Origin of the sequence: Xenorhabdus bovienii SS-2004 (genome assembly GCF_000027225.1) — a bacterium.
Classification (GTDB): Bacteria; Pseudomonadota; Gammaproteobacteria; order Enterobacterales; family Enterobacteriaceae; genus Xenorhabdus; species Xenorhabdus bovienii_C.
The window spans coordinates 3113383-3138538 of record NC_013892.1 but is presented as its reverse complement, the minus strand read 5'-3'; the positions used below and the strand labels follow the sequence as shown (position 1 = coordinate 3138538).

The window sequence follows — 25156 nt, the reverse complement described above, 5'->3', positions numbered from 1 at the left end:
TGTAAAAGTAAGCGACTCAGCGGCAAATCACAGTATGTTTTCGTTATTGTCGATATAGCCCCTGTGAATTGACATAATTTTGTATCGCTGGAGGCAGTAAATCATCACAGCTCAGCCCTTGCTGATGGCGTTGACGGATATCAGTTGCAGAGATGTTTAATAACGGAGTAGTGGCCAGATAAATACAACCGTGTGGCTTTTGTCTTAATGATATCGGAGTGTCAATTTTGTGCTGTTCAAGCCACTTTTGCATATCTGAGGTTGAAAGTTGGCTTTGATAACCCGGACGTGAGCAGACCAGAAGGTGGCAGATACCCAGTAATTCTTCCCATTTATACCATGTATGGATGGATTGCAGTGAATCCTGTCCGATGATGAATGCCAGTGGCCGTTGTTCGCCGACTTCTTGACGAAAGGATTTCAGCGTTTCTATCGTATAAGAGGGCGTCTGACGTTCCAGTTCACGGGTATCGACGGTAAAAAGCGGGTTGTCCTGTACGGCCAGACGAACCATCTCCAACCGTTGACTGGCGGTTGCTTCAGGTTGTGGACGATGTGGCGGAACATGGTTTGGCAGTAAAATGACCTGTTTTAGCCCCACCTGTTTCGCTAATGCCTCCACAGGGCGCAAGTGACCATAATGAATGGGATCGAATGTGCCACCAAACAGCGCCTGAATAATCGGGGAACTCGGGTCTATTGTTGAATCAGTGGAATGAAGCATTCAAGAAGCTCTCTGGTAATGTTTTTCCGCATAACAGCATGGAAAGTGTTTCCAGGTTAGCCCAAATCGATTGGCCATAATCCTGTTTGACGCACAGTTCCATCTGAGTCAGCAAATGTATGGCTGATTGAAGATCTTGCTGTGACAAGCGCTGTAATGCGGCTGTCAGCAGTGATCGCCGGTTTTGCCAAATTTTGTGCTGATCAAACAGTGTCTTCAAAGGAGTTGTCTTATCCTGACGTTTGAGGGTTAACAGCAGTATCAGCTCCCGTTGTATGGTGCGAAGCAGGATGATCGATTCAGTATCTTCTTGTCGAAGTTGTTTCAGTATATGCCACGCCCGTTTGATTTTGCCTGCCAGCAGGGCATCAACCCAGTGATAGGGGGCAAAATGTGCCGCATCGTTGACAGCTTCTTCGACTCGGGGAAGCGTCAGCCGATTATCGGGATGGAGCAGAGAAAGACGTTCCAGTGCCTGAGCCAGTGCTAATAAATTTCCTTCATAGCAATAGCACAGTAGTTGGTTAGCTTCATCTTCCAGTGATAGCCCCATGCTTCTGGCTCGTTGTGCCACCCATTGAGGAAGACGGTTTTGTTCAGGAGTCAGACAACTGACGTACACACCATTCTGCCCAAGTGTTTTGAACCACGGACTGTTTTCCTGCGCTTTGGTGAGTTTGTGCCCACGTAATATCAATAAGATATCTGCGTGCAGCAATCCAGACAGCTTGGTTAGCCGTTCTACCATTGCTGCATTTGGGCCATTTTCCGGCAGTAGCAGGGTAAGTGACTGGCGAGAGGAAAACAGGCTGAGTGACTGGCACAGGCTGAATATTTCATCCCATTCAGTATGGTTATCCAGAGAAAAGGTGAAATGCTCCAGAAAGCCATGCTGTTCAGCCACTCTGCGGATGCTGTCCTGACTTTCCTGCAACAGCAACGGCTCGTTGCCCCATAGCAGGTAATTGTTTCGCAGCCCTTCATTGAGCTGCGAAAGGAGTTGTTCAGGATAGAGTCGGATCATTGTTTTTGTGCAGTCGCTGCTTGCTGTTTTTCTTCAGTTTTCAAGAGTTCTGCACTGTGAACAGTTAGCAACTGGCGCATAAGCTGGTGGGCTGCTTGCTCACGCATTTCCTGCTGAATCAGTTCATTTTCCGCATCCTTTGCCAGTGCTTCCAGCGGGTTATCGAAGAAAGAACGATCAACTCTTGCCCGCAATGGATAGATACCGCCATTCGGCATAAGCACTTGAGCATCAACATACAGGACTAGTTGACGTTCCGCCGCTTTACCATCCTGAAATACAGAAGCGGTCTCTTTGTGCTCATTAGAGCCCAAGAGTTTCAGGATCGGTACTGAGGCATCGCCACGTTCAACAATCTTGACGTCGTTCAGACGAAGTTGCTGGCGTACTGCTCTGGCCAGAGGCCCGTAGGGATCAGCTGAACTTAATTGTAATGTTTGAAGTTCTTTTGGTACCTGTGTTGTGCCACGAAGATGAAAACCACAGCCAGCGGTGACCAGCACCGCTAACCCCAGAAACAACGTGAAAATACCATGCCGCACATTATTTCCTACCAAAATATGGACTCCTGTTATCAGCCGACGACCAGATTCAGCAATTTGCCTGGAACATAGATGACTTTACGAATACTGATGCTTTCAAGGTATTTCGCAACGCTGTACTCTTTTGCCGCCATCTCTTGAACATACTCTTTTGTCACATCTGCGGGTACGGTAATACGACCACGAACCTTACCGTTAATCTGGATGATGACCAGCTTGGTATCATCCACCATTGCCTGCTCATCAGCCTGTGGCCATGCAGCCGTGTCAATATCGCTTTCATTACCAAGTTCTTTCCACATCACGAAACAAGCGTGTGGCGTGATAGGGGAAAGCATACGTACAACCGCAGTCAGTGCTTCCTGCATTAAAGCGCGATCTTGCTCGGTTTCCTGTGGGACACGAGTCAGTTTGTTCATCAGCTCCATGATAGCTGCAACGGCGGTATTGAATGCTTGACGACGTCCGATATCATCGGTGACTTTCGCAAGGGTTTTATGTAAGTCACGACGCAAATCTTTCTGTTCAGTCGTCAGGCTGGCGATATCCAGCGGCTGGGTTGTACCTTTGCTGCTGTGCTCATAAACCAGACGCCAGACACGTTTCAGGAAGCGGTTAGCGCCTTCTACGCCAGACTCCTGCCATTCCAGTGTCAGCTCTGGTGGCGCAGCAAACATCATGAACAAGCGAACGGTATCAGCGCCGTATTTATCGACCATAATTTGTGGATCGATACCGTTATTCTTGGATTTAGACATTTTGCTCATGCCAGTATAGACCAGCTCATGACCGTCTTGATCCACCGACTTCACGATGCGGCCTTTATCATCACGCTCAACAATCGCGTTAGCTGGGGATACCCAGATTTTTTCGCCGCTGTTGCCGGTGTAATAGAACGCATCTGCCAGAACCATACCTTGGCACAGCAGGTGTTTGGCTGGTTCGTCAGAATTGACCATCCCAGAATCACGCATCAGCTTGTGGAAGAAACGGAAGTACATCAAGTGCATGATGGCGTGTTCAATACCACCGATGTATTGATCCACTGGCAGCCAATAGTTAGCAGCGGCCGGATCGAGCATACCTTTGTCATAATCTGGGCAGGTATAGCGTGCGTAGTACCATGATGACTCCATGAAAGTATCGAAAGTATCGGTTTCACGCAGCGCTGGTTGACCATTGATAGTCGTTTTGGCCCACTCAGGATCTGCTTTGATTGGGCTGGTGATACCATTCATCACAACATCTTCTGGCAGGATAACTGGCAGTTGATCTTCTGGAACAGGGACGACAGTGCCATCTTCCAGTGTTGCCATTGGAATTGGCGCCCCCCAATAACGTTGACGGGAAACGCCCCAGTCACGAAGACGATAGTTAACCTTACGGTTGCCAGCCCCCATCTCGACCAGTTTATCTGCGATAGCACTGAAGCCTTCTTCATTGCTCAGTCCACTGAACTCACCGGAATTAACCAGTGCGTTTTTATCGGTAGCTGCACCTTCCTGAACGGTTGGCACATTGCCGTCGTTGTCCAGAATGACGGTTTTCATTGGCAGGTTGTACTTGGTTGCAAATTCCCAGTCGCGCTGATCATGGGCTGGGACTGCCATCACTGCGCCTGTACCGTATTCCATCAGGACAAAGTTAGCGACCCAGATAGCAATTTTTTCGTTGGTCAATGGATGAATTGCAAACATGCCTGTTGACACACCTTTTTTCTCCATAGTGGCCATATCAGCTTCGGCAACTTTGGTATTACGGCATTCGTTGATGAACTCAGCCAGCTCAGGATTATTTTCTGCTGCCTGTTTTGCCAGAGGATGACCTGCCGCAACAGCGACATAGGTCGTTCCCATAAATGTATCTGGACGAGTCGTATAAACCGTCAGTGTTTCCTGACTGTCAGCCACATTAAAGGTGATTTCGACACCTTCTGAACGACCAATCCAGTTACGCTGCATAGTTTTGACCTGCTCTGGCCAATCTTCCAGCTTATCCAAATCGTTCAGCAGTTCTTCAGCGTAGGCAGTGATTTTGATAAACCACTGAGGGATCTCTTTGCGTTCAACTTGGCTATCACAGCGCCAGCAACAGCCGTCAATAACCTGTTCGTTAGCCAGAACGGTCAGGTCATGTGGACACCAGTTGACGGCAGAGGTTTTTTTATAAACCAGACCTTTCTCGTACAGTTTGGTGAAGAACCATTGTTCCCAGCGGTAGTATTCTGGCGTACAGGTTGTGACTTCACGATCCCAGTCATAACCAAATCCCAGAGTTTTCAGCTGGGCTTTCATGTATTCAATATTGGAATAGGTCCATGGAGCAGGTGCGGTATTATTTTTGACCGCTGCGCCTTCTGCCGGCAGACCGAATGCATCCCAACCAATAGGTTGCAGGACGTTTTTGCCAAGCATACGCTGATAACGGGAAATCACATCACCAATGGTGTAGTTACGGACGTGGCCCATATGTAGTCGGCCAGAAGGATAAGGTAGCATGGACAGGCAATAGTATTTTTCTTTGTTACTGTCTTCTGTCACTTTAAAAGTTTGCTTCTCTTGCCAGTGAAGCTGTACTTGTCGCTCTATGTCTTCTGGACGATATTGTTCTTGCATGGCACCGATAATCCTATGGTGAGTAATAAAGCTGCGCCTGTAACGCGCATAGTTTGTTTATGAAATCTAAGACCTCATAGCATAGCTGATAAGGGATAGGGGCAACAACACTTGTTAAAGTGAGATCGCTGAAATTTACCTATTTTCGGAGCAGATTAAGGTCGGCGGAAGTCGTGTTATCCGCCGACAGGGAGAAAATCAGTGTAGAATTTTCGCCAGAAAATCACGGGCACGTTCTGATTTAGGATTGGCGAAGAAATCTTCTTTTTTGCTGTCCTCGACAATTTTTCCTTCATCCATGAAAATGACGCGATGAGCCACTTTTTTGGCAAATCCCATTTCATGAGTCACAACCATCATGGTCATGCCTTCATTAGCCAGCTTAACCATCACATCCAGTACTTCATTGATCATTTCAGGATCAAGCGCTGATGTGGGTTCATCAAACAGCATGGCGATGGGATCCATACAGAGTGCACGGGCAATGGCGACACGCTGCTGTTGACCACCAGAAAGTTGTGCGGGGAACTTATCAGCATGACTGGTCAACCCGACTCGCTCCAAGAGTTTCAACGCCTTTTCGGTGGCGGATTTTTTATCGCGTTTCAAAACCTTAATCTGAGCCAGTGTCAGGTTCTCAATGATTGACAGATGGGGAAACAGCTCAAAATGCTGGAACACCATGCCAACCTTAGAACGCAATTGAGCCAGATTGGTGCTTTTGTCATTGACTGGCGTGTTGTTTACCCGAATTTCACCCTGCTGGACAGGTTCAAGGCCATTAACCGTTTTTATTAGTGTGGATTTACCGGAGCCAGAGGGGCCACAGACCACGACTACTTCGCCCTTTTTGACTTCAGTCGAGCAGTCAGTCAGAACCTGAAATTGGCCATACCACTTGGATACATTTTTCAGGGAAATCATCAAACAGTCCTTTTCTTTAAATAGTTAACTAGCATGGAAGCGGCAAAACTAATCACAAAATAAACAACGCCGGCAAACAGAATCATTTCAATCTGAGTACCGTCGCGCTCACCTATATTCGTTGCTGTACGGAAAAAATCGGCCAGACTCAGTACATATACTAGCGATGTATCTTGAAATAATACAATGCCTTGCGTTAACAACAATGGGATCATTGCGCGGAATGCCTGTGGCAGGATAATCAGACGCATACTTTGCATGTGGGTCATACCCAGCGCCAGCGCAGCAGATGACTGCCCCCGGGAAATACTCTGAATACCCGCCCGAATGATTTCGGAGTAGTAGGCCGCTTCAAATAGCGAAAACGCGACCATTGCAGAAATTAAACGGATATCGGTTCTTGGTGATATGCCTAGAACATTTTGTAATAAGTTCGGCACAATCAAGTAGAACCACAGCAATACCATCACCAGTGGCACTGAGCGAAAGAGGTTGACATACAGAGTAGCAAACCAGCTCAGTATTTTGATAGAAGATAAGCGCATCATTGCCAGCAAGGTTCCCCAAGCAATGCCAATGATAATGGCTATCACGGTAATTTTGGCGGTTATCACCAATCCATTCAGCAGAAATGGCAAGCTGGGAATAATAGAACTCCAGTCAAACTGATACATTTTTCTATCTCCCTCCAAGATTGCCTGGCAAGCGCACTTTTTTCTCAAGCAGAGTCATGGCAAGCATGATCACCAGATTGATACCAACGTAAGCTAGCGTGATCGCCGTAAATGATTCATAAGCATGTGCTGAATAATCGAGTAATTTGCCTGCCTGTGCTGCCATGTCCACCAGTCCGATGGTGGAGGCAATAGCAGAGTTTTTCACCAGATTAAGCATCTCTGAGGTCATCGGAGGAATAATGACACGATAGGCGTTTGGCAGCAGGACATAACGGTAGGTTTGTGGCAGAGTCAGGCCCATGGCCTGGCCTGCGGCTTTTTGCCCCCGTGGCAGTGACTGGATGGCAGCTCGAACCTGCTCGCAGATACGGGCGGCAGTGAATAGCCCCAGACAGATTACCGAGGAAATAAAAAATTGAATATTGGGATCCAGTTCCATCTTGAACCAATTACTCAAATTTTTGGGCAGGAATTCTGGTACCACCAGATACCATATAAAAAACTGGACGATCAAAGGAATGTTGCGGAATAGCTCAACATAACAAGCGCCTAATGTTGCTAGAAATTTGTTCGGAACGGTGCGGAGGATACCGAACAACGATCCAACAGCGAGCGCAATAACCCAAGCGCAGACGGAAAGTGCAACCGTCACCTGAAATCCAGAAATAAGCCACCCCAAATAGGTGGTATTACCAAAAGGGGCAGCTTGTAGAAAGATGCCCCAATTCCAATCAACAGACATAATCGTGCTCCCTGAAATGGGGTTGGCTGTCACGCCTAAAACGTTCTATTAGTGGTAACTCATTGACTCAAAAGAACAGGCTAAAAAATGAGGTAGGGAACGACTACCTCACCCCCATCGTGCCAATAAAATCGAGTGTTTTTAGTTAATTCATTAATTTAAAGCCTTATCATTTGGTGATTTAAATAAGGTCTTCATCTCATCTGACATGGAGAAGTTCATATTCAGTTTTTTAGGTGGAATCGGTTGTTTAAACCAGAGATCAAAGAATTTTTCTGCTTCACCGGAGGTTTGTACTTTCACAATCGTGCCATCAATCAATTTCTTGAACTGAGGATCATCTTTGCGCAGCATACAGCCATAAGCCTCTTCTGATTGTGGTTTACCAACAATAACCCACTGATCAGGTTTTTTCGCTTTTGCGCGTTCGCCCGCCAGCAATGCGTCATCCATCATGAAAGCGACAGCACGGCCTGATTCCAGAGTACGGAATGAATCACCGTGGTCTTTGGCACTGATTATACGCATCTGCATTTGCTTCTCGTCATTGAGTTTGTTCAGCAGAATTTCAGATGTTGTACCAGACGTAACGACAACGTGTTTCCCGGCCAGATCGTCAAACCCTTTTATTCCTGAATCCTTATTGGTCAGCAGACGCGTACCGACGACAAAGATAGTGTTGGAGAATGCAGCTTGTTTTTGGCGCTCAAGGTTATTGGTGGTAGAGCCACATTCAAAATCATAAGTGCCGTTTTGCAGCAACGGAATACGGTTTTGGGAGGTAATCGGGATTAATTTGACTTGCAGGTTGGGCATATCCAGCTTTTTCTTGACGGCATCAACAATCAGGTTGGAATAATCTTGAGCATAGCCGACAACGTTTTGTTGATTATCGTAATAAGAAAATGGAACAGAAGATTCTCTGTGTCCAACAACGATAATCCCATTGTCTTTGATTTTTTTCAGTGTTCCAGTTAATTCCTCAGCATGGGCAGCTCCTACCGCGCTAAGCAACATCATGGTTAACATCAACTTACGCATATACAGCTCCTTTATCGGGTTATTCTTTGAAGATTGGGTTTGCTTGCAGATAGTGGCGTTTACATTTTTGTAGAAACGATTTCCTGAATCTTTTTGTTTATATGCTGTAAAAAAGTAATTCATAATGTTAGTTTTTTGAAACCATAATGTTTCTGTTTCGCGACCTGCCTCGCACTATAAATAAACAATTTTACTTATGTACGATTAAAGAGAAAATAATTTTGGACTCTGTTCACAGTTTGTAATTTTTAGGTCAATATGTTTAAATTTAATTCTTATTAAGAATAATATAAAGTGTATTTGGTTAAATTTGTGGTAAATGTAATGAATTATTGCATTTTATTGGGGTTTTCTGTGGAGTGTATTAGGCATAGAGAAGATAAGGGTATAAATAATATACCCTTATCTTCTATTGAGGGATCTACTGAATAGGAAATTAAGTTCGGCGGCGGTTGCTTATCAATCCGAAGCTAATGAACAGCAGTGCTAATCCCCATATCGGCCAATAACCAACGCGAAAATAAGGTGTGTTACCACTAGCTGGAGTAACCTTAGCTTCCAACACCTGACGGGTAAACTGTGGAAGTCTGGCTTGTATTGAGCCGTCTGGCCTGATAACCGCAGTAATACCGTTATTTGTTCCTCTAAGCAATGGGCGTCCCAATTCAAGAGAGCGCATTCGTGCCATTTGGAAATGTTGCCACGGGCCAATAGAGCGCCCAAACCAGGCATCATTGGAAATTGTCAGTAAAAATTCAGTATCGGGCTTTAAATTATCACGTACTTGTTCGCCCAAAATAATTTCATAGCAGATTGCAGCAGTTATGTTATGCCCTGCTACAGAAAGCTGTGGCTGTATATAACCACCACGATTGAAGGAAGACATTGGCAAATTGAAGAAGGGGGCCAATGGGCGCAATATTGACTCCAGCGGAACAAATTCACCGAACGGAACGAGATGATGTTTATCATAGCGGATCGGTGCTGGATATCGGTAAGGTGTTTTATCTCCCAACACGATAATACTGTTATAGAATTTATAGCCTTCCAATGTGGGACGAGCATCAGGAATCCCGGTAATCAGGCGGGTATTACGCTGTCTTAGCAAAGAATCCAGTTCGGTCAGGAAATTACCTTGAGTGATTTCGTAAGCAGTAATGGCAGATTCCGGCCAGATGATGATGGGTATTTTACCAATAAAAGGACGGCTATTATTCAGATAGGTGTCCAGCGTATTTTCCAGTTCTGAGGGATTCCATTTGATGACTTGGGGAATATTGCCCTGAACCAGTGCGATATCGGCAGATTTCTCCGGCAATAGGGTATACCACTGATAATATCTCATTGGCCACGGCAGTAGCAGCAGAATAACCGCAGCGATAGCTAGTGAAAGTTTTTTCCGGGTAGTGGCAAGCACCAGCAGACCACTGATCATTAGCATCAGGAAGGTAATGCCTTCTACCCCCAGAATAGGGGCAATAGCTTTCATTGGGCCATCGATCTGGCTGTAGCCAAATTGCAGCCATGGAAACCCGGTTAATACCCAACCACGCAGGAATTCAGTCAATTGCCACAGTGCTGGACTGGCAATGACCAGCCTGATCCCGTTGGCGGCCGGAAAAAAACGGTTGAGCAGGCCAGCAAACAGAGTGGGATAAAGAGCGAGATAGGCAGATAGCAGGATAACCAGAAAGATATTGACGACAGTGGGCATGCCGCCAAAATCAGCGATGCTGACATAAACCCAATTTGTACCACTGCCAAATAAGCCAAATCCCCAGCAGAAACCAATAAAGAGAGACTGTCGAGTGGTTCTGTTGAGTGTCAGAATTTGCAGGCCGAAAAGGGACAGAAATGCAGCAGGCCAGAAATCAAAAGGTGAAAAAGCCAGTGTTCCACTGGCTCCTAAGAAAAGTGCCAGCAAGGCGCGCAGCCGCTGGCAACTCAGTAATGAGGCTTTGTTCATCCAGATCCTATTATTGTTTATCAAGGCCAGGAACGTCAGCATCATCCGGTATTTTGACATGAACCTGAATGATTTTCCGGCTATCTGCCATTGCTACTTTGAAAAGATAACCATTTATGTCGATAGATTCACCCCGGGAAGGTAGATGACCAAATGCCTGCATCACTAGCCCACCGATGGTATCAACTTCTTCATCGCTGAAATTGGTGCCGAAAACATCGTTGAAATCTTCGATTTGAGCCAATGCCCGTACTGAATAAGTATGGCGGCTTAAGGCACGAATATCGTTATCGTCATCATCATCGTATTCGTCTTCTATTTCGCCAACAATCAGCTCAAGAATGTCCTCGATCGTGACCAGACCGGAAACACCACCGAATTCATCGATCACAATTGCCATATGGTAACGCTGGGAGCGGAACTCTTTCAGCAGGCGGTCAACACGTTTACTCTCTGGCACCACAATAGCCTGACGCAGCACTTTATCAATGCTGAAAGTCTCTGCATTCGTGCGCATGAATGGCAGAAGATCTTTTGCCATCAAAATGCCTTCGATGTGATCTTTGTCTTCGCTGATTACAGGGTAGCGTGAGTGAGCCGAATCGATAATTACATCCAGACATTCGTCCAGAGGTTGATTTCGTTTTAAGGTAACGATTTGTGAGCGAGGGATCATAATGTCGCGCACGCGTTGGTCAGCAATATCCATTACCCCTTCGAGCATCTCTCGAGTATCGGGATCGATCAGATCGTTCTGTTCAGAATCACGGATCAGTTCAACCAAATCATGACGGTTTTTTGGTTCACCGTGAAAAAGTTGATTAAGAAGCGCAAGAAAGCCTTTCTTAGGGCCAGGGCTATCGTTATTTGAAGGATGGTCGTCGCTCATGGCGTTTGAATGAAAATTCCCCATTAATTAATATTGTAAATCGTAATTTTTAGCATAAAAATGATGCTAACGGTTATTTTTTTTCCGCAAGATAGGGATCAGCATAACCCATTTTTTGTAGAATTTCTGTTTCCAGAGATTCCATTTCTTCTGCTTCATCGTCTTCGATATGGTCGTATCCAAGCAGATGGAGAGAACCGTGAATTACCATGTGTGCCCAGTGTTCTTCAACTGTTTTTTGTTGTTCCTCTGCTTCTTGTTCAACAACTTGACGACAGATGATTAAATCACCGAGCAAAGGCAATTCCACTTCAGGCGGTGCTTCAAACGGAAAGGATAACACATTGGTTGGTTTATCTTTCCCGCGATAAGTGAGGTTTAAATCGTGGCTTTCTGCCTCATCGACCAAGCGGATTGTTACTTCACTTTCTGCCTGAAATTGTGGCAGAATACTCTCCAGCCAGCGCTGGAAAAGGGCTTCATCAGGCAGCCCTTCTGGATTTTCACATGCAATTTGTAAATCTAATATAACTGAATTCATTGCGCTTCCTGCTTGCGTTTATCATTAAGCTCTTGCTTCCGTTTCTGTTCCGCAGATTCCCATGCTTCATAGGCGATAACGACTTTGGCGACCACCGGATGGCGGACAACGTCTTCGCTATGGAAGAAATTAAAGCTTAATTCATCAACTTCAGACAAGACTTCTACTGCGTGGCTAAGGCCGGATTTCTGGCCTTTTGGCAAGTCAATCTGAGTCACGTCACCGGTAATCACCGCTTTGGAATTGAAGCCAATGCGGGTTAAAAACATCTTCATCTGTTCAATGGTGGTATTCTGGCTTTCGTCGAGAATAATAAAGGCATCATTGAGGGTACGTCCACGCATATAGGCCAGTGGAGCCACTTCAATAACATTTCTTTCGATCAACTTCTCAACTTTTTCAAATCCCAGCATCTCAAACAACGCATCGTAAAGCGGGCGCAAATAAGGATCGACCTTCTGGCTCAGATCACCCGGCAGAAATCCCAGCTTTTCACCCGCTTCAACTGCTGGACGAGTTAGCAGGATACGACGGATTTCCTGACGTTCCAGTGAATCAACGGCGGCGGCAACGGCCAGATAAGTTTTCCCTGTCCCTGCTGGCCCAATCCCAAAGGTAATATCATAATCAAGGATATTGGCAATGTATTGTGCTTGGTTGGGCGTACGGGGCTTCACAACACCCCGCTTGGTTCTGATATTCACAGCCTTGCCGTAGTCAGGAATACTTTCTGCCGATTGCTCCAGCACGCGGCTTTCTGTGATGGCCAGATGAATCTGTTCAGGTTCAATGTTTGGGATCACGCTGCGGACAGGTGCGGTTTCGACGTAAAGATGGCGCAGGATACCGGCTACTGCACTGACACACAATGGCTTACCCACCAGTTTGAAACGATTGTCGCGGCGGCTGATCTCTACTCCAAGACGACGCTCAAGTTGTTTCAGGTTGTCATCAAGTGGGCCACACAGACTCATCAGCCGTTGATTATCTGCGGGTTCCAGAAAGATCTCTTGTGTTGCTACTTGTGAGTTTATTTGTGTCACTGATTATCTCTATGTTAGGGCCTGTTAAGGCTGATAAATGCCAACGCCGATTTCATCTTCCTTGCGGGTACGGGCGATGACTGACTCAGGTGACTCATGGATGCGCAAATTCATCTCATCTTCTGTACGGATAACTTTACCGCGCAGGGAGTTGGCATACACGTCAACAATTTCGGCATCAACGAACTTGCCAATCATGTCAGGCGTTCCTTCAAAATTAACCACGCGGTTATTTTCAGTACGGCCGGAAAGCTCCATGATATTTTTGCGGGATGTGCCTTCAACCAGAATACGCTGTGTACTGCCAACCATTGCGCGGCTGAAGCTCATGGCCTGCTGATTGATACGCTGCTGGAGCAGATACAGGCGCTGTTTTTTTTCTTCTTCACTCACGTCATCCGGCAAATCGGCCGCAGGGGTTCCCGGACGCGCTGAATAGATGAAGCTGAAACTCATGTCGAAATTCACATCGGCAATCAGTTGCATGGTTTTTTCGAAGTCATCCTGTGTTTCACCAGGGAAACCGATGATGAAGTCAGAACTGATCAGAATGTCAGGACGTGCTTTGCGCAGACGGCGGATGATCCCTTTGTATTCCAGTGCGGTATGTGCACGTTTCATCTGGGTCAGGATACGGTCAGAGCCACTCTGTACGGGTAGGTGCAGATAGCTGACTAACTCCGGTGTGTCTTCGTAAACCGCGATAATATCATCGGTAAATTCAATAGGATGGCTGGTGGTGAAGCGAATGCGGTCAATACCATCAATGGCCGCGACCAGACGCAGTAATTCCGCAAATGTGCAGATATCCCCGTCGAATGCTGCGCCTCGGTAAGCGTTAACGTTCTGACCGAGCAGGTTAACGTCACGTACGCCTTGAGCAGCAAGCTGGGCAATTTCAAACAAAATATCATCACAAGGACGGCTGACTTCTTCTCCTCGGGTGTAAGGAACGACGCAGAATGTACAGTACTTATTGCAGCCTTCCATAATGGAGACGAATGCGCTCGGGCCTTCTGCCCGAGGTTCTGGCATTCGGTCGAATTTTTCGATCTCAGGGAAGCTGATATCAACTATTGGACTGTGGGTGCCTTTCACATGATTAATCATTTCAGGCAGGCGATGCAGGGTTTGAGGCCCGAAGATAATATCAACGCTAGGAGCGCGTTGGCGGATGAAATCCCCTTCCTGAGATGCAACACAGCCACCGACACCAATAATAATTTCGGGATTTTTGTCTTTTAAACCCTTCCAGCGCCCGAGCTGATGGAAGACTTTTTCTTGGGCTTTTTCACGGATTGAACAGGTGTTCAGGAGTAAGATATCTGCTTCTTCGGCGACATCGGTTAACTGATAACCGTGAGTGGTTTCCAGTAAGTCGGCCATCTTGGATGAATCATATTCGTTCATCTGACAGCCCCAGGTTTTGATATACAGTTTTTTTATCGTCGACATTTTATGTATCCGGTATTTCCAGTGAAATGTTGCATCAACACTGAAAAGCGCAGTGTATTGAACATAATGTATTTAGCATAATATTACAGGCTATTGTAGTCATTTGAGGCACCAGTGACCAGACTGTAACATCGGATATTCACAGCCGGAAAGGGAAAATTCCGGTACACTATTTTAATCAGGAAGTTAATGGCGTGATGAATATGAATAATCCACAGCAAAAATTCGATATCGTCGTCGTGGGTGCGGGTATGGTTGGTGCAGCGACGGCTTTGGGACTCGCACAAGAGGGCTGGCGTGTCGCGTTACTGGAGCATCAGTTGCCGCAGCCTTATAATGAAGGTAATGAACCGGATATTCGCGTATCTGCAATTAGCTGCGCTTCCGTGGATTTATTGAAACAATTGGGTGTTTGGAACCATGTTTTGCGGATGCGCAGTGCACCTTACCGGAAATTGGAGACGTGGGAGCAGCATGATTCCAACGTGACTTTCGATGTTCAAAGTCTTGGGCTGACAGAGTTGGGCTATATGGTAGAGAACTACATCCTGCAATTGGCACTGTGGCAGGAGTTTGAACGTTACCCGAATCTGACACTGTTTTGCCCGGCCGCCCTGAAATCGATGCAACGGCAGCATGCACATCAAATATGGCAAGTAACATTGATGGATGGCACGGAAATGAATGCGCGTCTGATCATTGGTGCAGATGGTGCCCGCTCTCAGGTTCGACAACTGGCCGGTATTGGCAGCAATGGGTGGCAATACCGGCAGTCATGTATGTTAATTACCGTCAAAACTGAACAACCTCAGCAGGACACCACATGGCAGCAGTTTTTCCCTTCTGGCCCGAGAGCTTTCCTACCTCTGTTTGATCAGTGGGCTTCATTGGTCTGGTACGATTCTCCTGCCCGAATTCGTCAATTACAATCGATGACGATGGTACAGCTTGAGCGAGAAATCTTTCAGGCATTTCCCTCCCGCTTGGGCAAAGTGACTCCAATTGCTGTGGGTTCGTTTCCTCTTACTCGTCACCATGCCAGCCACTATGTGCGTGAGGGATTGGCCTTGCTTGGCGATGCGGCTCATACCATTAATCCATTGGCCGGGCAGGGCGTGAATTTAGGTTATCGAGATGTTGAGGTTTTGCTTAAGGTGCTGATAAACGCTAAAGAATTACAGGAAGAGTGGGATTCTCAAGCGGTATTGGTGCGTTATCAGCGTCGCAGGATGCCGGATAATTTAGTGATGCAGGCGGGTATGGATCTCTTCCACACCGCATTCAGCTATGATTTGCCGGGCTTGAAAACCATGCGGAATTTAGCGCTGATGGCGGCACAACGTTCAGGGGCGATGAAAAAGCTGGCGCTGAAATATGCATTGGGGTTGTAGTTAATCTGTAGTAATTCAAACGGATCAGTGCTGGGAGATAGAAAGTGATTTTGAAGAAACAGGGCTTGGATGGCTACGAAGTCCGGCTCTGGGGTCGTGTAGGTCGTGACATCAATTTATTGAATCATGTATAGTCTGTCTATTTGGAAAACATTCAAATGGCAAAGATTGATGTAACTTGCCCCTCTTGTTCCGCAGTGAAAGGGATCCATCGCAATGGGCGCTCGCGTTCTGGTCACCAACGTTATCTTTGCCAATCCTGCCGTCACTCCTGGCAACAGGAGTTCACTTATGCCGCTTGTCGTCTCGGTACCCATAAGCAAATCGTCGATATGGCTATGAATGGAATGGGATGTCGGGCGACAGCACGAGTGATGGGGATTGGCCTGAATACCGTACTTCGGCATTTAAAAAACTCAAACCCAAATCGGTAACAGAAGCGATTAAACCTGGCACTGAAGTGATTGTCTGCTGCGAAATGGATGAACAATGGTCTTACGTAAAGTCAAAGAAGCCGCCTCGTTGGCTCTTTTATGCCGACGACAGGATAAGACGAAAAGTGATCGCCCATGTTTTTGGTCCAAGAACAAAAAAGACATTAATGCGCCTATTAGCTTTACTGGCACCTTTCAACATTATTATTTATATGACAGATGGCTGGAAAAATTACGAAAAAGCACTCGCAGGGAAACGCCATGTGGCCAGCAAGCGTTATACCCAACGCATAGAGAAGCATAACCTGAATCTTCGTCAACATTTGGCAAGACTGACTCGCAAAACATTGTCTTTTTCAAAATCCATAGAAATGCATGACAGAATTATAGGATATTATCTGAACATTCATCACTATCAATAAAATAGAGTCATGACCGACTTTTGTAACTCCTCTCACACTTCTGAAATTGCTGATCAAATAATCAGTAACACTTATCATTATCTCAGTGGTTAAATGTAGGAAATATTTAACAATGAGAATGTGATGAAAAAGTCAGTTTGTTTATTGTTGTCATTAATGGCATTAGCAGGGTGTGGCGAAAAAGAACAAAAGACACCTGAGCAAACATATTCGGATTTGGTTATAAAATCTTTGTCTAACATTATCATAATGGATCAGGATAAAGGGATTGAGAAAACATGTTTGGTTACATTTGATATTGATGCCAATGCAAATCCCTCGAACATCCTATCAGAGGGGCGAGATAAAGTATTTTGCGGTAAAGTCGAAGCTATGATTGATATAAGCGATACGCCTCGTCCTCCAAACTCATTGATAGTTAATGGGATAGCTCATATTAGAATGGAAATAAATAAATCCGATTTATACGTCATTGAGCGTTAGAAAACAGTCCCAGACGGGGCTTTAAAACCATCCGTGCCTTAAAGAGAGATTTTAACTGGACATCCATCACACAAACTCTATCTAAGTAACCTCAGTTGCGAGGTTAGTTTTTTTACTTTTATACAAAAGGTTCTGTTTTTTATGATGAATACTAAAAAATTACTTTTATCAGCTTCTCTTTTAGGCGCTTTGTTTCTCAATGGTTGTGCCAGCGTACCTCTTGCAACTGAACAAAAATCAGCACAAGCTAAAAGCTTTTCTGCCCCAGAGGAAAGCAAATCTGGCTTATATATCTACCGCGACAGCTTTGTCGGTAAGGCTCTAAAAAAAGACATTTATGTTGATGGGAAGTGTATTGGAGAAACAGCAGATAAAACGTTTTTCTACACACAAGTATCAGGCAGCCAAAACCACAAAATATCAACCGAATCAGAGTTCTCCCCTAATGACCTAGTAATTTTCACCGAATCTGGAAAAAATTACTTCATAAGGCAATACATAAAAATGGGAGTTTTTGTTGGTGGTGCTGGTTTGAGTGCATCAACAGAGGAAGAAGGAAAAAGGGTAATATCTCAGGCGGGTGTTCGTCTTGCAAAGGAAGGACATTGTGATAGCTGATTTTCTCTGAAAGCCAAGAGAAGCCCCAACGGGCTTTTCTTGTGATTATTTTAAGCAATCAACTGTTATGATTACCGCAAAAAATGTAAGGATGTTATGAAAAGGATACTAATAGTATGTACAGCGCTTACCTTAATAGGGTGCGGTGATAACTACAGTGAATTTAATGGCGTTTATACTTGTAAAATAGGTCTGTCAATGAATGCCGTAGCAGTAGACTAAGGAAGTGAATATTCTTTCCCGCTAACGGTAGTGAAAGCCAAAATGACCTTTAAAAATGGGGCTATGACAATTCATGGGATGAAATCAGGTGATTATGTCGGTCATGAGATGGCTATGACTGCGCCGCCAGTAACGCGGGATGGCAGGAAGCTAATGTCAGAAAGAGAATTTAAATATGACGATGGCGAATTTAGTGAAGATTTTTCTCCAAAATACCGCATAGCGACACTTACGATTGGTAATCCACGTTATGGCGGGATAACGCAGCATCTAACTAACTGTAAAAAAGAGCAAGAACAAGAATAATGCCTTTTAGTTTTCTCTGAAAGCCAAACAGCCCCATCACGGGCTTTTTTTATGGATTGCTTTCTTATAATACTCTAATATATAAAAGTTTTTACTCAAAACATTATGGATAAAAAATGAAAAATAAGAAGCAGACAATTATAATTGCAGTTGTTGCATTCGTGGTTATGTTCTTCTATCTCTTATCAAAAAATCTAGCTTCAATGTAATCATAAAGCCCCATCACGGGGCTTTTTTGTTGGAGCTGGTTAACTTTGCAAACACTCTGGCTGTATTTAATATTTCTTCCTGTTTTTTGGTAAGCAATCTTCTCAATTCTTCCATTCCATCCTCGAACGTGGCCTGAGCATCCTCTGGCGACATACTTGGGTCGATCTGGCTAACACCAGTATCAAGTGCATCTTGCAAGATTTGGACAATTTCGGAGTTCATTGATCTTCCCCGAGAGAAAGCGAATGGAATTCCGGAGAGGTGCAATCAATACTTAAGAGATTGACCGCTCATCTTACGCTGAACACTTTTGATAACTCGCGGATTCTAAATAATCTCAGGCAGGAGTCTTTACCAGTATAACCCCAAGCCACGGATGGCTGGCTTTACGAAAATTTTGTAAAACTCATTGCATCATAGGTGAAGTAACATACAATGTAATACAAGTGTCATTACAAAGGGTAACACTATGAGCACAATTCAGATCAGAGTGGATGAAGAACTAAAAAAGAATGCATATCAGGCATTTGAGAAACTGAATCTATCTCCTTCCGATGCAATGCGACTCTTCCTGCGTTATGTGGCAGAGAATGAAAAACTGCCATTTACTGAGGTATCAGTGATGGTTGCAGAGCATGATGAAGATGAAGATATTTTGGATGTAGTACGCGATCGCCTAAAAAATCCCGCCAAACGAATTCGGGTAAATCTCGATGACATTTAATATTGAGTTTGACGAACGCGCTTTAAAAGAATGGTAGAAGCTGGATAACAGCATTCGTGAACAGTTTAAAAAGAAGCTACGGAAGCTACAGGATAATCCCTATATTGAATCTGCCAGATTACACGGTGATTTGGCAGGTTGCTTCAAAATAAAGCTTCGCTCTTCTGGATTTCGTCTTGTCTATCAGGTGATAGATGAAGATATTGTGATATGGGTTATTGCTGTAGGTAAAAGAGAAGACTCTAAAGCCTATAAGATAGCCAGTGAACGTATTGTACGATAAGTAATAAATTCATAACTTAATATAAGGTCGCATTTGCGACCTTTTTTATTCTTAACTGAAAACCACCTCCTGCGGAGGTGGTTAGCAACAGGTTGGCTCTGCCAATAATGCTACTCATGGGAAAATCCGAATCCGTTATCCCCATAACAGAGAAGGATTTAACCATGAGTAGATTCAAGAAAGCATCGCATGTGCTTTGGTGTTGTCAATACCATATCGTATGGACACCCAAATACCGATTTAGGATCCTGAAAAATAATGTAGGAAAGGAAATAAGCAGATAAGGATTTCCAGTGAGCAGCTCGGAATAGAAATTGTGGAATTGAATGTTCAAATAGATCATGTGCATCTTTTAGTAAAAATTCCGCCAAAATTATCAGTATCTCAAGTGCTTGGTCATCTAAAAGGCCGAACAGCTATTCGTCTATTTAATAAATTTCCCTATTTGAGAAAGAAAAAGTTGTGGGGAAATCATTTTTGGTCAAGAGGCTACTGTGTAGATACCGTAGGTATAAATGAAGAAATGATAAGGAAGTATGTGAAGTATCAAGAGAAGCACGAACATGAGGACAATCAATTATCGTTGAAAGGGATGTGAAGTGAAGGCTCTCAGAGTCTGAACTAATAGCGCCCCTTTGGGGCGAAATCAATGCCCCCTTCTATGAAGGGGGATTTTTACTGGATCTGACTATGGACTTACTAAGCGCTTTCAACACCATGTGAGCTTCGGTGATAACGCGTTCTATTGGTGAGTTTCAATTTGACTGCGTGGTTATCGAGAATCACAGTTCAAATCTACGCATTACTGAAAACCCTATCGAATCGGGAGCGGCAATTGCTGACCATGCTGTTCTGGAACCAAAAGAGATTACGATTGCAGGGATCATGGTTGGTCACCCGAGGGCAAGCGCCGCGTAGTGGGCGAGAATGGTTTACCTGCATGGGGCGATATCCCGCCGTTACAGGATGCGGTTGATTTGGATATGGCCACCGACTCGGAGAAATCCGCACTAACCGAATGGCGTAAATACCGGGTGCTGCTCAATCGGGTGGATTGCACTACCGCACCTGATATCCAATGGCCGGAGCAGCCGAAGTGAACACAAGGCTTGATGCCCCTTCATTCAATAACTAGCCCATAAGGGAGATTAGCAGGTAGTGGGGTGGAGTTTGAGTCAGGGGGATTTATAGCCGTGATAGGTGTGAAAAGCCATCGCGTAGTGGCGGGTAAAGTTAGCGGCAGAAAAACAAAAAAATCTATGGTCCCCACCTTTTTTGCAACACTGATTTTTGATTGATGTTGGCTTGCTTAAATCTATCCGGCGTCACTATGGGCAGGGATGCCCGCGCCTCGATGAGTTCCGCACCTGATAAGCCTAAAAAACCGCACGGCTTCAGAGAGCCATTTTTTATGTCAGGATTCCATCAGGTCGATAAGCCGTTCATGTCATCAATAATCAGTCTTCGCAAAACCAGATTGGGAACTGCTTTAATTAACGATTAACCTGCCAGTCAGACTGGCGTCGTCGTTACCTTTCGAACACAGTTTGCCGTGTTGTGATTGCCCAGGCTATCCGGGCTAATTTGTTGGCCAGCGCACAGGCCACAACATTTGAGTGTTTTCGCTCAAGCTGAGCCTTTACCCATTCAGCCAGCCTTCCTGACTGATAATCGATTCTCTGGATAAAGACTCTGGCGCACTGGACAAGTAACCGTCGCAGATTTTTGTCTCCGCGTTTACTTATCCCTAAAAGCGTATTTTTGCCACCCGTGCTGTACTGGCGTGGTACCAGACCGGTTGAAGCAGCAAAATCCCGGCTACAGCCATACTGCTTACCATCGCCCAGCTGCGATGATAAGACGCTGGCAGTTATCGGACCCACGCCCGGTATTGTCTGAAGACGCTGTCCTGTTTCATCACGTCTCAGCTCCTGCTCCAGTGCCGTCTCAAGCTCGGTGAGCTGTTCGACAAGATAAAGATAATGGGCATGTAAGCGCATCAGCAACTGTGCCAGATAGGGAGGAAGTTCGTTCTCTGCCAAGACGGTTGAAAGTCTTTTTATCACGGCGGTTCCGATCGGCATACTGATGCCAAATTCCAGTAAAAAAGCGTGCATCTGATTAGTGGTTTTAACCCTGTCTCTGACCAGTGATTCTCTGACCCGATGCAGGGCGCGCATAGCTTGTTGCGCCTCTGTTCGTGGTTGCACAAATCGCATGGAGGGACGAGATGCAGCTTCGCATATGGCTTCAGCATCCACAAAATCGTTCTTGTTGCTCTTTACAAAAGGACGAACAAATTGTGGAGAAATCAGCTTCGCTTCGTGACCAAAAGCAGCGATCCGGCGAGCCATAAAGTGAGCACCGGCGCAGGCTTCCATTACAACAGTCGCTGATGGCGATCCCGCTAAAAACTCCATCAGTCTGGCGCGGGTAAATTTTTTACGCAGCAGGGCCTTTCCTGATTTGTCCTGACAGTGAACGTGGAAAGAATGTTTGCCGAGATCAATACCAATAAGCGTAACGTTTTGCATGATGGTCTTCTCCTGAAAGAAACACCCTGCCAGCATACCGCTCACAGGGTGGTGGGGACCATCTTGTATCTTTAATCTGGTTTATTATGGTTAAGTTAGATTGGTAACAATCATGCAGTCAGATAACCATCAAGGGATTAAGCCCGTTAATGAGCTTTCGACGCATGATTGTGACTTTTCTTCGAGAAACCCGAACAGTTGCTTGAAACACAATTCGTATTTGCAAGAATGGGAGCCGAAGAACCATGACTAAAACGATTTGTATCGGTATTGATGTTGCCAAAGCTTCACTTGAAATTGCACTTGGTGCTCAGGGAACCGTAATGACATATCCAAATACCCCTGAAGGTCATGATGAACTAGCGGCTACACTGACCAACTATGAGATTGATTTAGTTGTATTAGAAGCAACAGGGGGTTATGAGGTATCCGTTGCTTGTGTTTTACAGACCATAGGGCTGGCTGTTGCTATCGTCAATCCCCGACAAGCCCGTGACTTTGCTAAGGCAATGGGTAACTTAGCCAAAACCGATAAAATAGATGCTCAGGTGCTGGCACAGTTAGCCCTGGTTTTATCTCAACGAACAGACCGGGATAAAATAGTCAGGATATTGCCCTCTGCTCAGCAACGAGTCTTGCAAGCCATGATCGCACGTCGTCGCCAATTGGTCGTACTTTCCATCTCAGAACGCCAAAGGTTGGGGAATTGCCATCCAGACATTCGAGAAAGCATCACTTTAATGATCAGCTTTATACAGGAACAGCTTAAGGTCATTGAATCTGCCTTGTCTAAACACATTAAAACCTATCATCGTTCCAAACTCGATTTATTATCTACAGTAAAAGGCGTTGGGCCTGCCACAATAGCCACTTTGATCGCTGATGTACCGGAGTTGGGTAAGTTAACACGCCGGGAAATTAGTGCCTTGATTGGTGTTGCACCGTTTAATCGAGATTCTGGATTTTTCCGGGGGAAACGAACAATCTTTGGAGGAAGAGCAATGGTGCGTCGAATGCTATATATGGCCACGTTAACGGCAATTAGATTTAACCCCGTTCTCTGCGCTTTCTACAAGAGATTGACCGAAGCAGGCAAGCCAAACAAAGTCGCCATCGTTGCGTGTATGCGTAAATTACTGGTCATTCTCAATGCAATGATAAAAACAAATAGACCGTGGGACGAATCATTCCACACGGTGTAAAGTGAAAGACAGTTGCTCATTAACCACCATTTGGTAGCTGTCATCATCAAAGAATATTCTTCCTGTATATTCTTTTTCTATTTTTTTTCAATATATCGTTTCATGCAACACATTGATGAATATGGCTGGGGTACCAGGATTCGAACCTGGGATGCCGGAATCAGAATCCGGTGCCTTACCGCTTGGCGATACCCCAATTGAATTGTTAATGGTGGCTACGACGGGATTCGAACCTGTGACCCCAGCATTATGAGTGCTGTGCTCTAACCAGCTGAGCTACGTAGCCATTTACGATGTATAATGATCAAATCGTAAAGTTTGTAACAGTATTCATTATGATGGCTGGGGTACCTGGATTCGAACCAGGGCATGCCAGGATCAAAACCTGGTGCCTTACCGCTTGGCGATACCCCACCTGAATATCATCACTTGTTTTCAATAATATGGCTGGGGTACCTGGATTCGAACCAGGGCATGCCAGGATCAAAACCTGGTGCCTTACCGCTTGGCGATACCCCACCTGAAAACAACACACTAAAACTTAAACTGTTATTTGAAATAACATTTTAAGTACAACCCAATGAAAGAAATGGTGCGGGAGGCGAGACTTGAACTCGCACACCTTGCGGCGCCAGAACCTAAATCTGGTGCGTCTACCAATTTCGCCACTCCCGCAAAGATGGTGGCTACGACGGGAATCGAACCTGTGACCCCAGCATTATGAGTGCTGTGCTCTAACCAGCTGAGCTACGTAGCCATCTTTTTTCGCTTTGCCTTCATCGGCGGTGCGGGGCGAATTATGCGTATATCAGACCGATGCGTCAACTGCTTTTTTAAAGAATTATGCACAAAAATGTTTGTTTGTTTGGCTTGTAATCGCTTTGCCGATTTTATCGGCAAAGGAGGTTAAAATTATCCGCCAAGAAGATGTTGCAGCAGTACACCGTTTAGCATCGCACGTTTCGTCAAGGCGAATGCACCAATCGCAGAACAGTGATTTAGCTCAGAAACTACCACCGGAAGATCCTCACGGAATGCTTTTAACACCTGCGTATTGATGCAACTTTGAATCGCGGGGAGTAAAACCTGTTCCGCTTCGGTAATATCACCGGCAATGACGATTTTCTGAGGATTAAATAAGTTAATCGCAATCGAGATCCCTTTGCCAAGATAGTGCCCTACTTGTCTGATAACTTCTACTGCCAGTGGATCACCTTCATTGGCTGCGAGGCAGATCGCATGGATATTGCAATTATTCAAGGCTAGCTGGCTTGGAAAACCCTGTCGTAATTGATGTTGAACTCTGGTTTCTATCGCTGAATTGGATACGATCGTTTCCAGACAGCCAAAATTACCGCAATGGCAGCGTTCGCCAAGTGGCTCGATCTGGATGTGGCCTATTTCACCCAGATTGCCACGTTTGTTGCGCAGAATATTCTTATTGATGATGACTCCTGCTCCCGTGCCACGATGAATACGTACCAGAAGTGAATCTTCATAATTGCGGGTTGCCCCGAAGTAATGTTCAGCCAGTGCAAGGCTGCGAATATCATGACCAACAAAGCAAGAGATATTGAAATGATTGTTGAGGTTTTTGACCAGTGGCCAGTTATCTACCTTGATGTGAGGCATATAGCGAATGACACCGTCATCGGGATCAACCAGGCCAGGCAGAATGACTGAAATCGCGATCAGTTCACGGAGCCGCCGCTGATTTTTCTCGATGAAATCTTCAATGGCGGAGATAATCCGGTTTTCGACTTCCTGTTGCGTATTCTCTGGAACTGAATAGTGCTGTTCCACTAGCGTCTTACCGCTCATATTAAATAGCGCCACCGTGGCGTCATGGCGGCCAAGCCTGACTCCGATGGTATGGAAGTGGTGAGTTTCGGTGATGATTGAGATCGCGCGCCGCCCTCCGGTGGAAGCCTGCTGTTCGACTTCTTTTATCAAGCCCCGTTCTAGTAACTGACGAGTAATCTTGGTTACGCTGGCGGGAGCAAGCTGGCTTTCTTCTGCAATCTGGATGCGGGATATTGGCCCATGTTGGTCTATCAGCCGATAGACCACGGCGCCATTAAGCTGTTTGACCAGATCAATATTACCGATTTGCTTCTGTGCATTATGATTACTCATCAGGCGAT

General features: G+C 45.4%; 26 protein-coding genes, 6 tRNA genes and 2 pseudogenes. 12 read left to right on the top strand and 22 right to left on the bottom strand.

Annotated features, from left to right (window positions below; translation table 11 throughout):
• Positions 1-43: 43 nt before the first annotated feature.
• The 13 genes from nadD to miaB form a co-directional block, all read right to left on the bottom strand.
• Entirely contained in the window at positions 44-724 is a 681-nt protein-coding gene (gene nadD / locus XBJ1_RS13630; protein ID WP_012989582.1) for a nicotinate-nucleotide adenylyltransferase, read from the bottom strand.
• A complete protein-coding gene (gene holA / locus XBJ1_RS13625) occupies positions 708-1748 on the bottom strand; it encodes a DNA polymerase III subunit delta (RefSeq protein WP_012989581.1) in 1041 nt (346 codons plus the stop codon). The genes nadD and holA overlap by 17 nt, the downstream gene beginning before the upstream one ends.
• Entirely contained in the window at positions 1745-2290 is a 546-nt protein-coding gene (gene lptE, locus XBJ1_RS13620) for an LPS assembly lipoprotein LptE (protein ID WP_038199159.1), read from the bottom strand. Before lptE ends, holA begins: the two co-directional genes overlap by 4 nt.
• Before the next feature lie 32 nt (positions 2291-2322).
• The gene (gene leuS / locus XBJ1_RS13615; RefSeq protein WP_012989579.1) at positions 2323-4905 is read right to left on the bottom strand and encodes a leucine--tRNA ligase; all 2583 of its coding nucleotides are present in this window, start codon (positions 4903-4905) and stop codon (positions 2323-2325) included.
• 198 nt (positions 4906-5103) lie between these two features.
• Complete coding sequence (locus XBJ1_RS13610; RefSeq protein ID WP_012989578.1) at positions 5104-5829, bottom strand: amino acid ABC transporter ATP-binding protein; 726 nt, start codon at positions 5827-5829, stop codon at positions 5104-5106.
• A complete protein-coding gene (gene gltK / locus XBJ1_RS13605; RefSeq protein ID WP_012989577.1) occupies positions 5829-6503 on the bottom strand; it encodes a glutamate/aspartate ABC transporter permease GltK in 675 nt (224 codons plus the stop codon). The genes XBJ1_RS13610 and gltK overlap by 1 nt, the downstream gene beginning before the upstream one ends.
• Before the next feature lie 4 nt (positions 6504-6507).
• Complete coding sequence (locus XBJ1_RS13600) at positions 6508-7248, bottom strand: amino acid ABC transporter permease (protein WP_012989576.1); 741 nt, start codon at positions 7246-7248, stop codon at positions 6508-6510.
• A 153-nt stretch (positions 7249-7401) separates the two neighbouring features.
• Positions 7402-8295 (bottom strand): amino acid ABC transporter substrate-binding protein, encoded by an 894-nt coding sequence (locus tag XBJ1_RS13595; protein WP_038199173.1) that lies wholly within the window; start codon positions 8293-8295, stop codon positions 7402-7404.
• Between the two features lie 430 nt (positions 8296-8725).
• Positions 8726-10255 carry an apolipoprotein N-acyltransferase gene (gene lnt, locus XBJ1_RS13590; RefSeq protein WP_012989574.1) on the bottom strand — a complete coding sequence of 510 codons (1530 nt, stop codon included), beginning with the start codon at positions 10253-10255 and terminating at the stop codon, positions 8726-8728.
• 10 nt (positions 10256-10265) lie between these two features.
• Positions 10266-11144 (bottom strand): CNNM family magnesium/cobalt transport protein CorC, encoded by an 879-nt coding sequence (gene corC, locus XBJ1_RS13585; protein ID WP_012989573.1) that lies wholly within the window; start codon positions 11142-11144, stop codon positions 10266-10268.
• 73 nt (positions 11145-11217) lie between these two features.
• Positions 11218-11685, bottom strand: a complete 468-nt coding sequence (gene ybeY, locus XBJ1_RS13580; protein ID WP_012989572.1) for an rRNA maturation RNase YbeY — start codon at positions 11683-11685, stop codon at positions 11218-11220.
• A complete protein-coding gene (locus XBJ1_RS13575; RefSeq protein ID WP_012989571.1) occupies positions 11682-12728 on the bottom strand; it encodes a PhoH family protein in 1047 nt (348 codons plus the stop codon). The genes ybeY and XBJ1_RS13575 overlap by 4 nt, the downstream gene beginning before the upstream one ends.
• A gap of 24 nt (positions 12729-12752) precedes the next feature.
• The gene (miaB, locus tag XBJ1_RS13570) at positions 12753-14183 is read right to left on the bottom strand and encodes a tRNA (N6-isopentenyl adenosine(37)-C2)-methylthiotransferase MiaB (RefSeq protein ID WP_012989570.1); all 1431 of its coding nucleotides are present in this window, start codon (positions 14181-14183) and stop codon (positions 12753-12755) included.
• Between the two features lie 203 nt (positions 14184-14386).
• Between miaB and ubiF the strand changes: the two genes are divergently transcribed.
• The 5 genes from ubiF to XBJ1_RS13545 all read left to right on the top strand — a co-directional run bounded on the left by ubiF (position 14387) and on the right by XBJ1_RS13545 (position 18059).
• Positions 14387-15574, top strand: a complete 1188-nt coding sequence (gene ubiF, locus XBJ1_RS13565) for a 3-demethoxyubiquinol 3-hydroxylase (RefSeq protein WP_038199170.1) — start codon at positions 14387-14389, stop codon at positions 15572-15574.
• 158 nt (positions 15575-15732) lie between these two features.
• A protein-coding gene (locus XBJ1_RS13560) for an IS1 family transposase (protein ID WP_232503283.1) occupies positions 15733-16430 on the top strand; the annotation gives its coding sequence in 2 pieces (ribosomal slippage) (positions 15733-15982 and positions 15982-16430; 699 coding nt in all).
• Positions 16431-16553: 123 nt separating this feature from the next.
• On the top strand, positions 16554-16913 hold the full coding sequence (locus XBJ1_RS13555) for a hypothetical protein (RefSeq protein ID WP_012989566.1): 360 nt from the start codon (positions 16554-16556) through the stop codon (positions 16911-16913).
• Positions 16914-17054: 141 nt separating this feature from the next.
• Positions 17055-17531, top strand: a complete 477-nt coding sequence (locus tag XBJ1_RS13550) for a DUF2846 domain-containing protein (RefSeq protein ID WP_012989565.1) — start codon at positions 17055-17057, stop codon at positions 17529-17531.
• A gap of 264 nt (positions 17532-17795) precedes the next feature.
• Positions 17796-18059, top strand: a complete 264-nt coding sequence (locus tag XBJ1_RS13545; protein WP_012989563.1) for a hypothetical protein — start codon at positions 17796-17798, stop codon at positions 18057-18059.
• 222 nt (positions 18060-18281) lie between these two features.
• Here the strand turns inward: XBJ1_RS13545 and XBJ1_RS13540 are convergent, their stop codons facing one another.
• A complete protein-coding gene (locus XBJ1_RS13540; RefSeq protein WP_143827686.1) occupies positions 18282-18536 on the bottom strand; it encodes an Arc family DNA-binding protein in 255 nt (84 codons plus the stop codon).
• A 202-nt stretch (positions 18537-18738) separates the two neighbouring features.
• Here XBJ1_RS13540 and XBJ1_RS13535 point away from each other — a divergent pair, with 202 nt between their 5' ends.
• The 6 genes and pseudogenes from XBJ1_RS13535 (at position 18739) to XBJ1_RS21910 (ending at position 20780) form a co-directional block, all read left to right on the top strand.
• Positions 18739-18993: a type II toxin-antitoxin system RelB/DinJ family antitoxin gene (locus XBJ1_RS13535; protein ID WP_012989561.1), complete on the top strand. Its 255-nt coding sequence runs from the start codon at positions 18739-18741 to the stop codon at positions 18991-18993.
• 40 nt (positions 18994-19033) lie between these two features.
• Positions 19034-19276, top strand: a complete 243-nt coding sequence (locus tag XBJ1_RS20085; protein ID WP_012989560.1) for a type II toxin-antitoxin system RelE family toxin — start codon at positions 19034-19036, stop codon at positions 19274-19276.
• 164 nt (positions 19277-19440) lie between these two features.
• A pseudogene (gene tnpA / locus XBJ1_RS13530) lies at positions 19441-19874 on the top strand (IS200/IS605 family transposase).
• A gap of 131 nt (positions 19875-20005) precedes the next feature.
• Positions 20006-20194 carry a phage baseplate protein gene (locus XBJ1_RS13525; protein WP_012989558.1) on the top strand — a complete coding sequence of 63 codons (189 nt, stop codon included), beginning with the start codon at positions 20006-20008 and terminating at the stop codon, positions 20192-20194.
• A 20-nt stretch (positions 20195-20214) separates the two neighbouring features.
• Positions 20215-20376 (top strand): annotated as a pseudogene (locus XBJ1_RS19115) (tail fiber assembly protein); the annotation flags it as partial.
• Positions 20377-20573: 197 nt separating this feature from the next.
• A complete protein-coding gene (locus XBJ1_RS21910) occupies positions 20574-20780 on the top strand; it encodes a hypothetical protein (RefSeq protein WP_162467458.1) in 207 nt (68 codons plus the stop codon).
• Positions 20781-20805: 25 nt separating this feature from the next.
• Here XBJ1_RS21910 and XBJ1_RS13515 read toward each other — a convergent pair whose 3' ends face one another.
• Positions 20806-21810 (bottom strand): IS110 family transposase, encoded by a 1005-nt coding sequence (locus tag XBJ1_RS13515; RefSeq protein ID WP_012987226.1) that lies wholly within the window; start codon positions 21808-21810, stop codon positions 20806-20808.
• 245 nt (positions 21811-22055) lie between these two features.
• Here XBJ1_RS13515 and XBJ1_RS13510 point away from each other — a divergent pair, with 245 nt between their 5' ends.
• Positions 22056-23012: an IS110 family transposase gene (locus XBJ1_RS13510; RefSeq protein ID WP_012987297.1), complete on the top strand. Its 957-nt coding sequence runs from the start codon at positions 22056-22058 to the stop codon at positions 23010-23012.
• A gap of 122 nt (positions 23013-23134) precedes the next feature.
• On the opposite strand, the gene XBJ1_RS13505 is transcribed toward XBJ1_RS13510, so the two are convergent.
• The 7 genes from XBJ1_RS13505 to nagC form a co-directional block, all read right to left on the bottom strand.
• Positions 23135-23208, bottom strand: a tRNA-Gln gene (locus XBJ1_RS13505).
• A 13-nt stretch (positions 23209-23221) separates the two neighbouring features.
• Positions 23222-23298: transfer RNA gene (locus tag XBJ1_RS13500), tRNA-Met, on the bottom strand.
• 53 nt (positions 23299-23351) lie between these two features.
• Positions 23352-23426, bottom strand: a tRNA-Gln gene (locus tag XBJ1_RS13495).
• Between the two features lie 30 nt (positions 23427-23456).
• Positions 23457-23531 (bottom strand) — tRNA-Gln (locus XBJ1_RS13490).
• 71 nt (positions 23532-23602) lie between these two features.
• Positions 23603-23687 (bottom strand) — tRNA-Leu (locus XBJ1_RS13485).
• Between the two features lie 5 nt (positions 23688-23692).
• Positions 23693-23769, bottom strand: a tRNA-Met gene (locus XBJ1_RS13480).
• A gap of 155 nt (positions 23770-23924) precedes the next feature.
• Positions 23925-25148 carry a DNA-binding transcriptional regulator NagC gene (gene nagC / locus XBJ1_RS13475; RefSeq protein ID WP_012989556.1) on the bottom strand — a complete coding sequence of 408 codons (1224 nt, stop codon included), beginning with the start codon at positions 25146-25148 and terminating at the stop codon, positions 23925-23927.
• Positions 25149-25156: the final 8 nt, after the last annotated feature.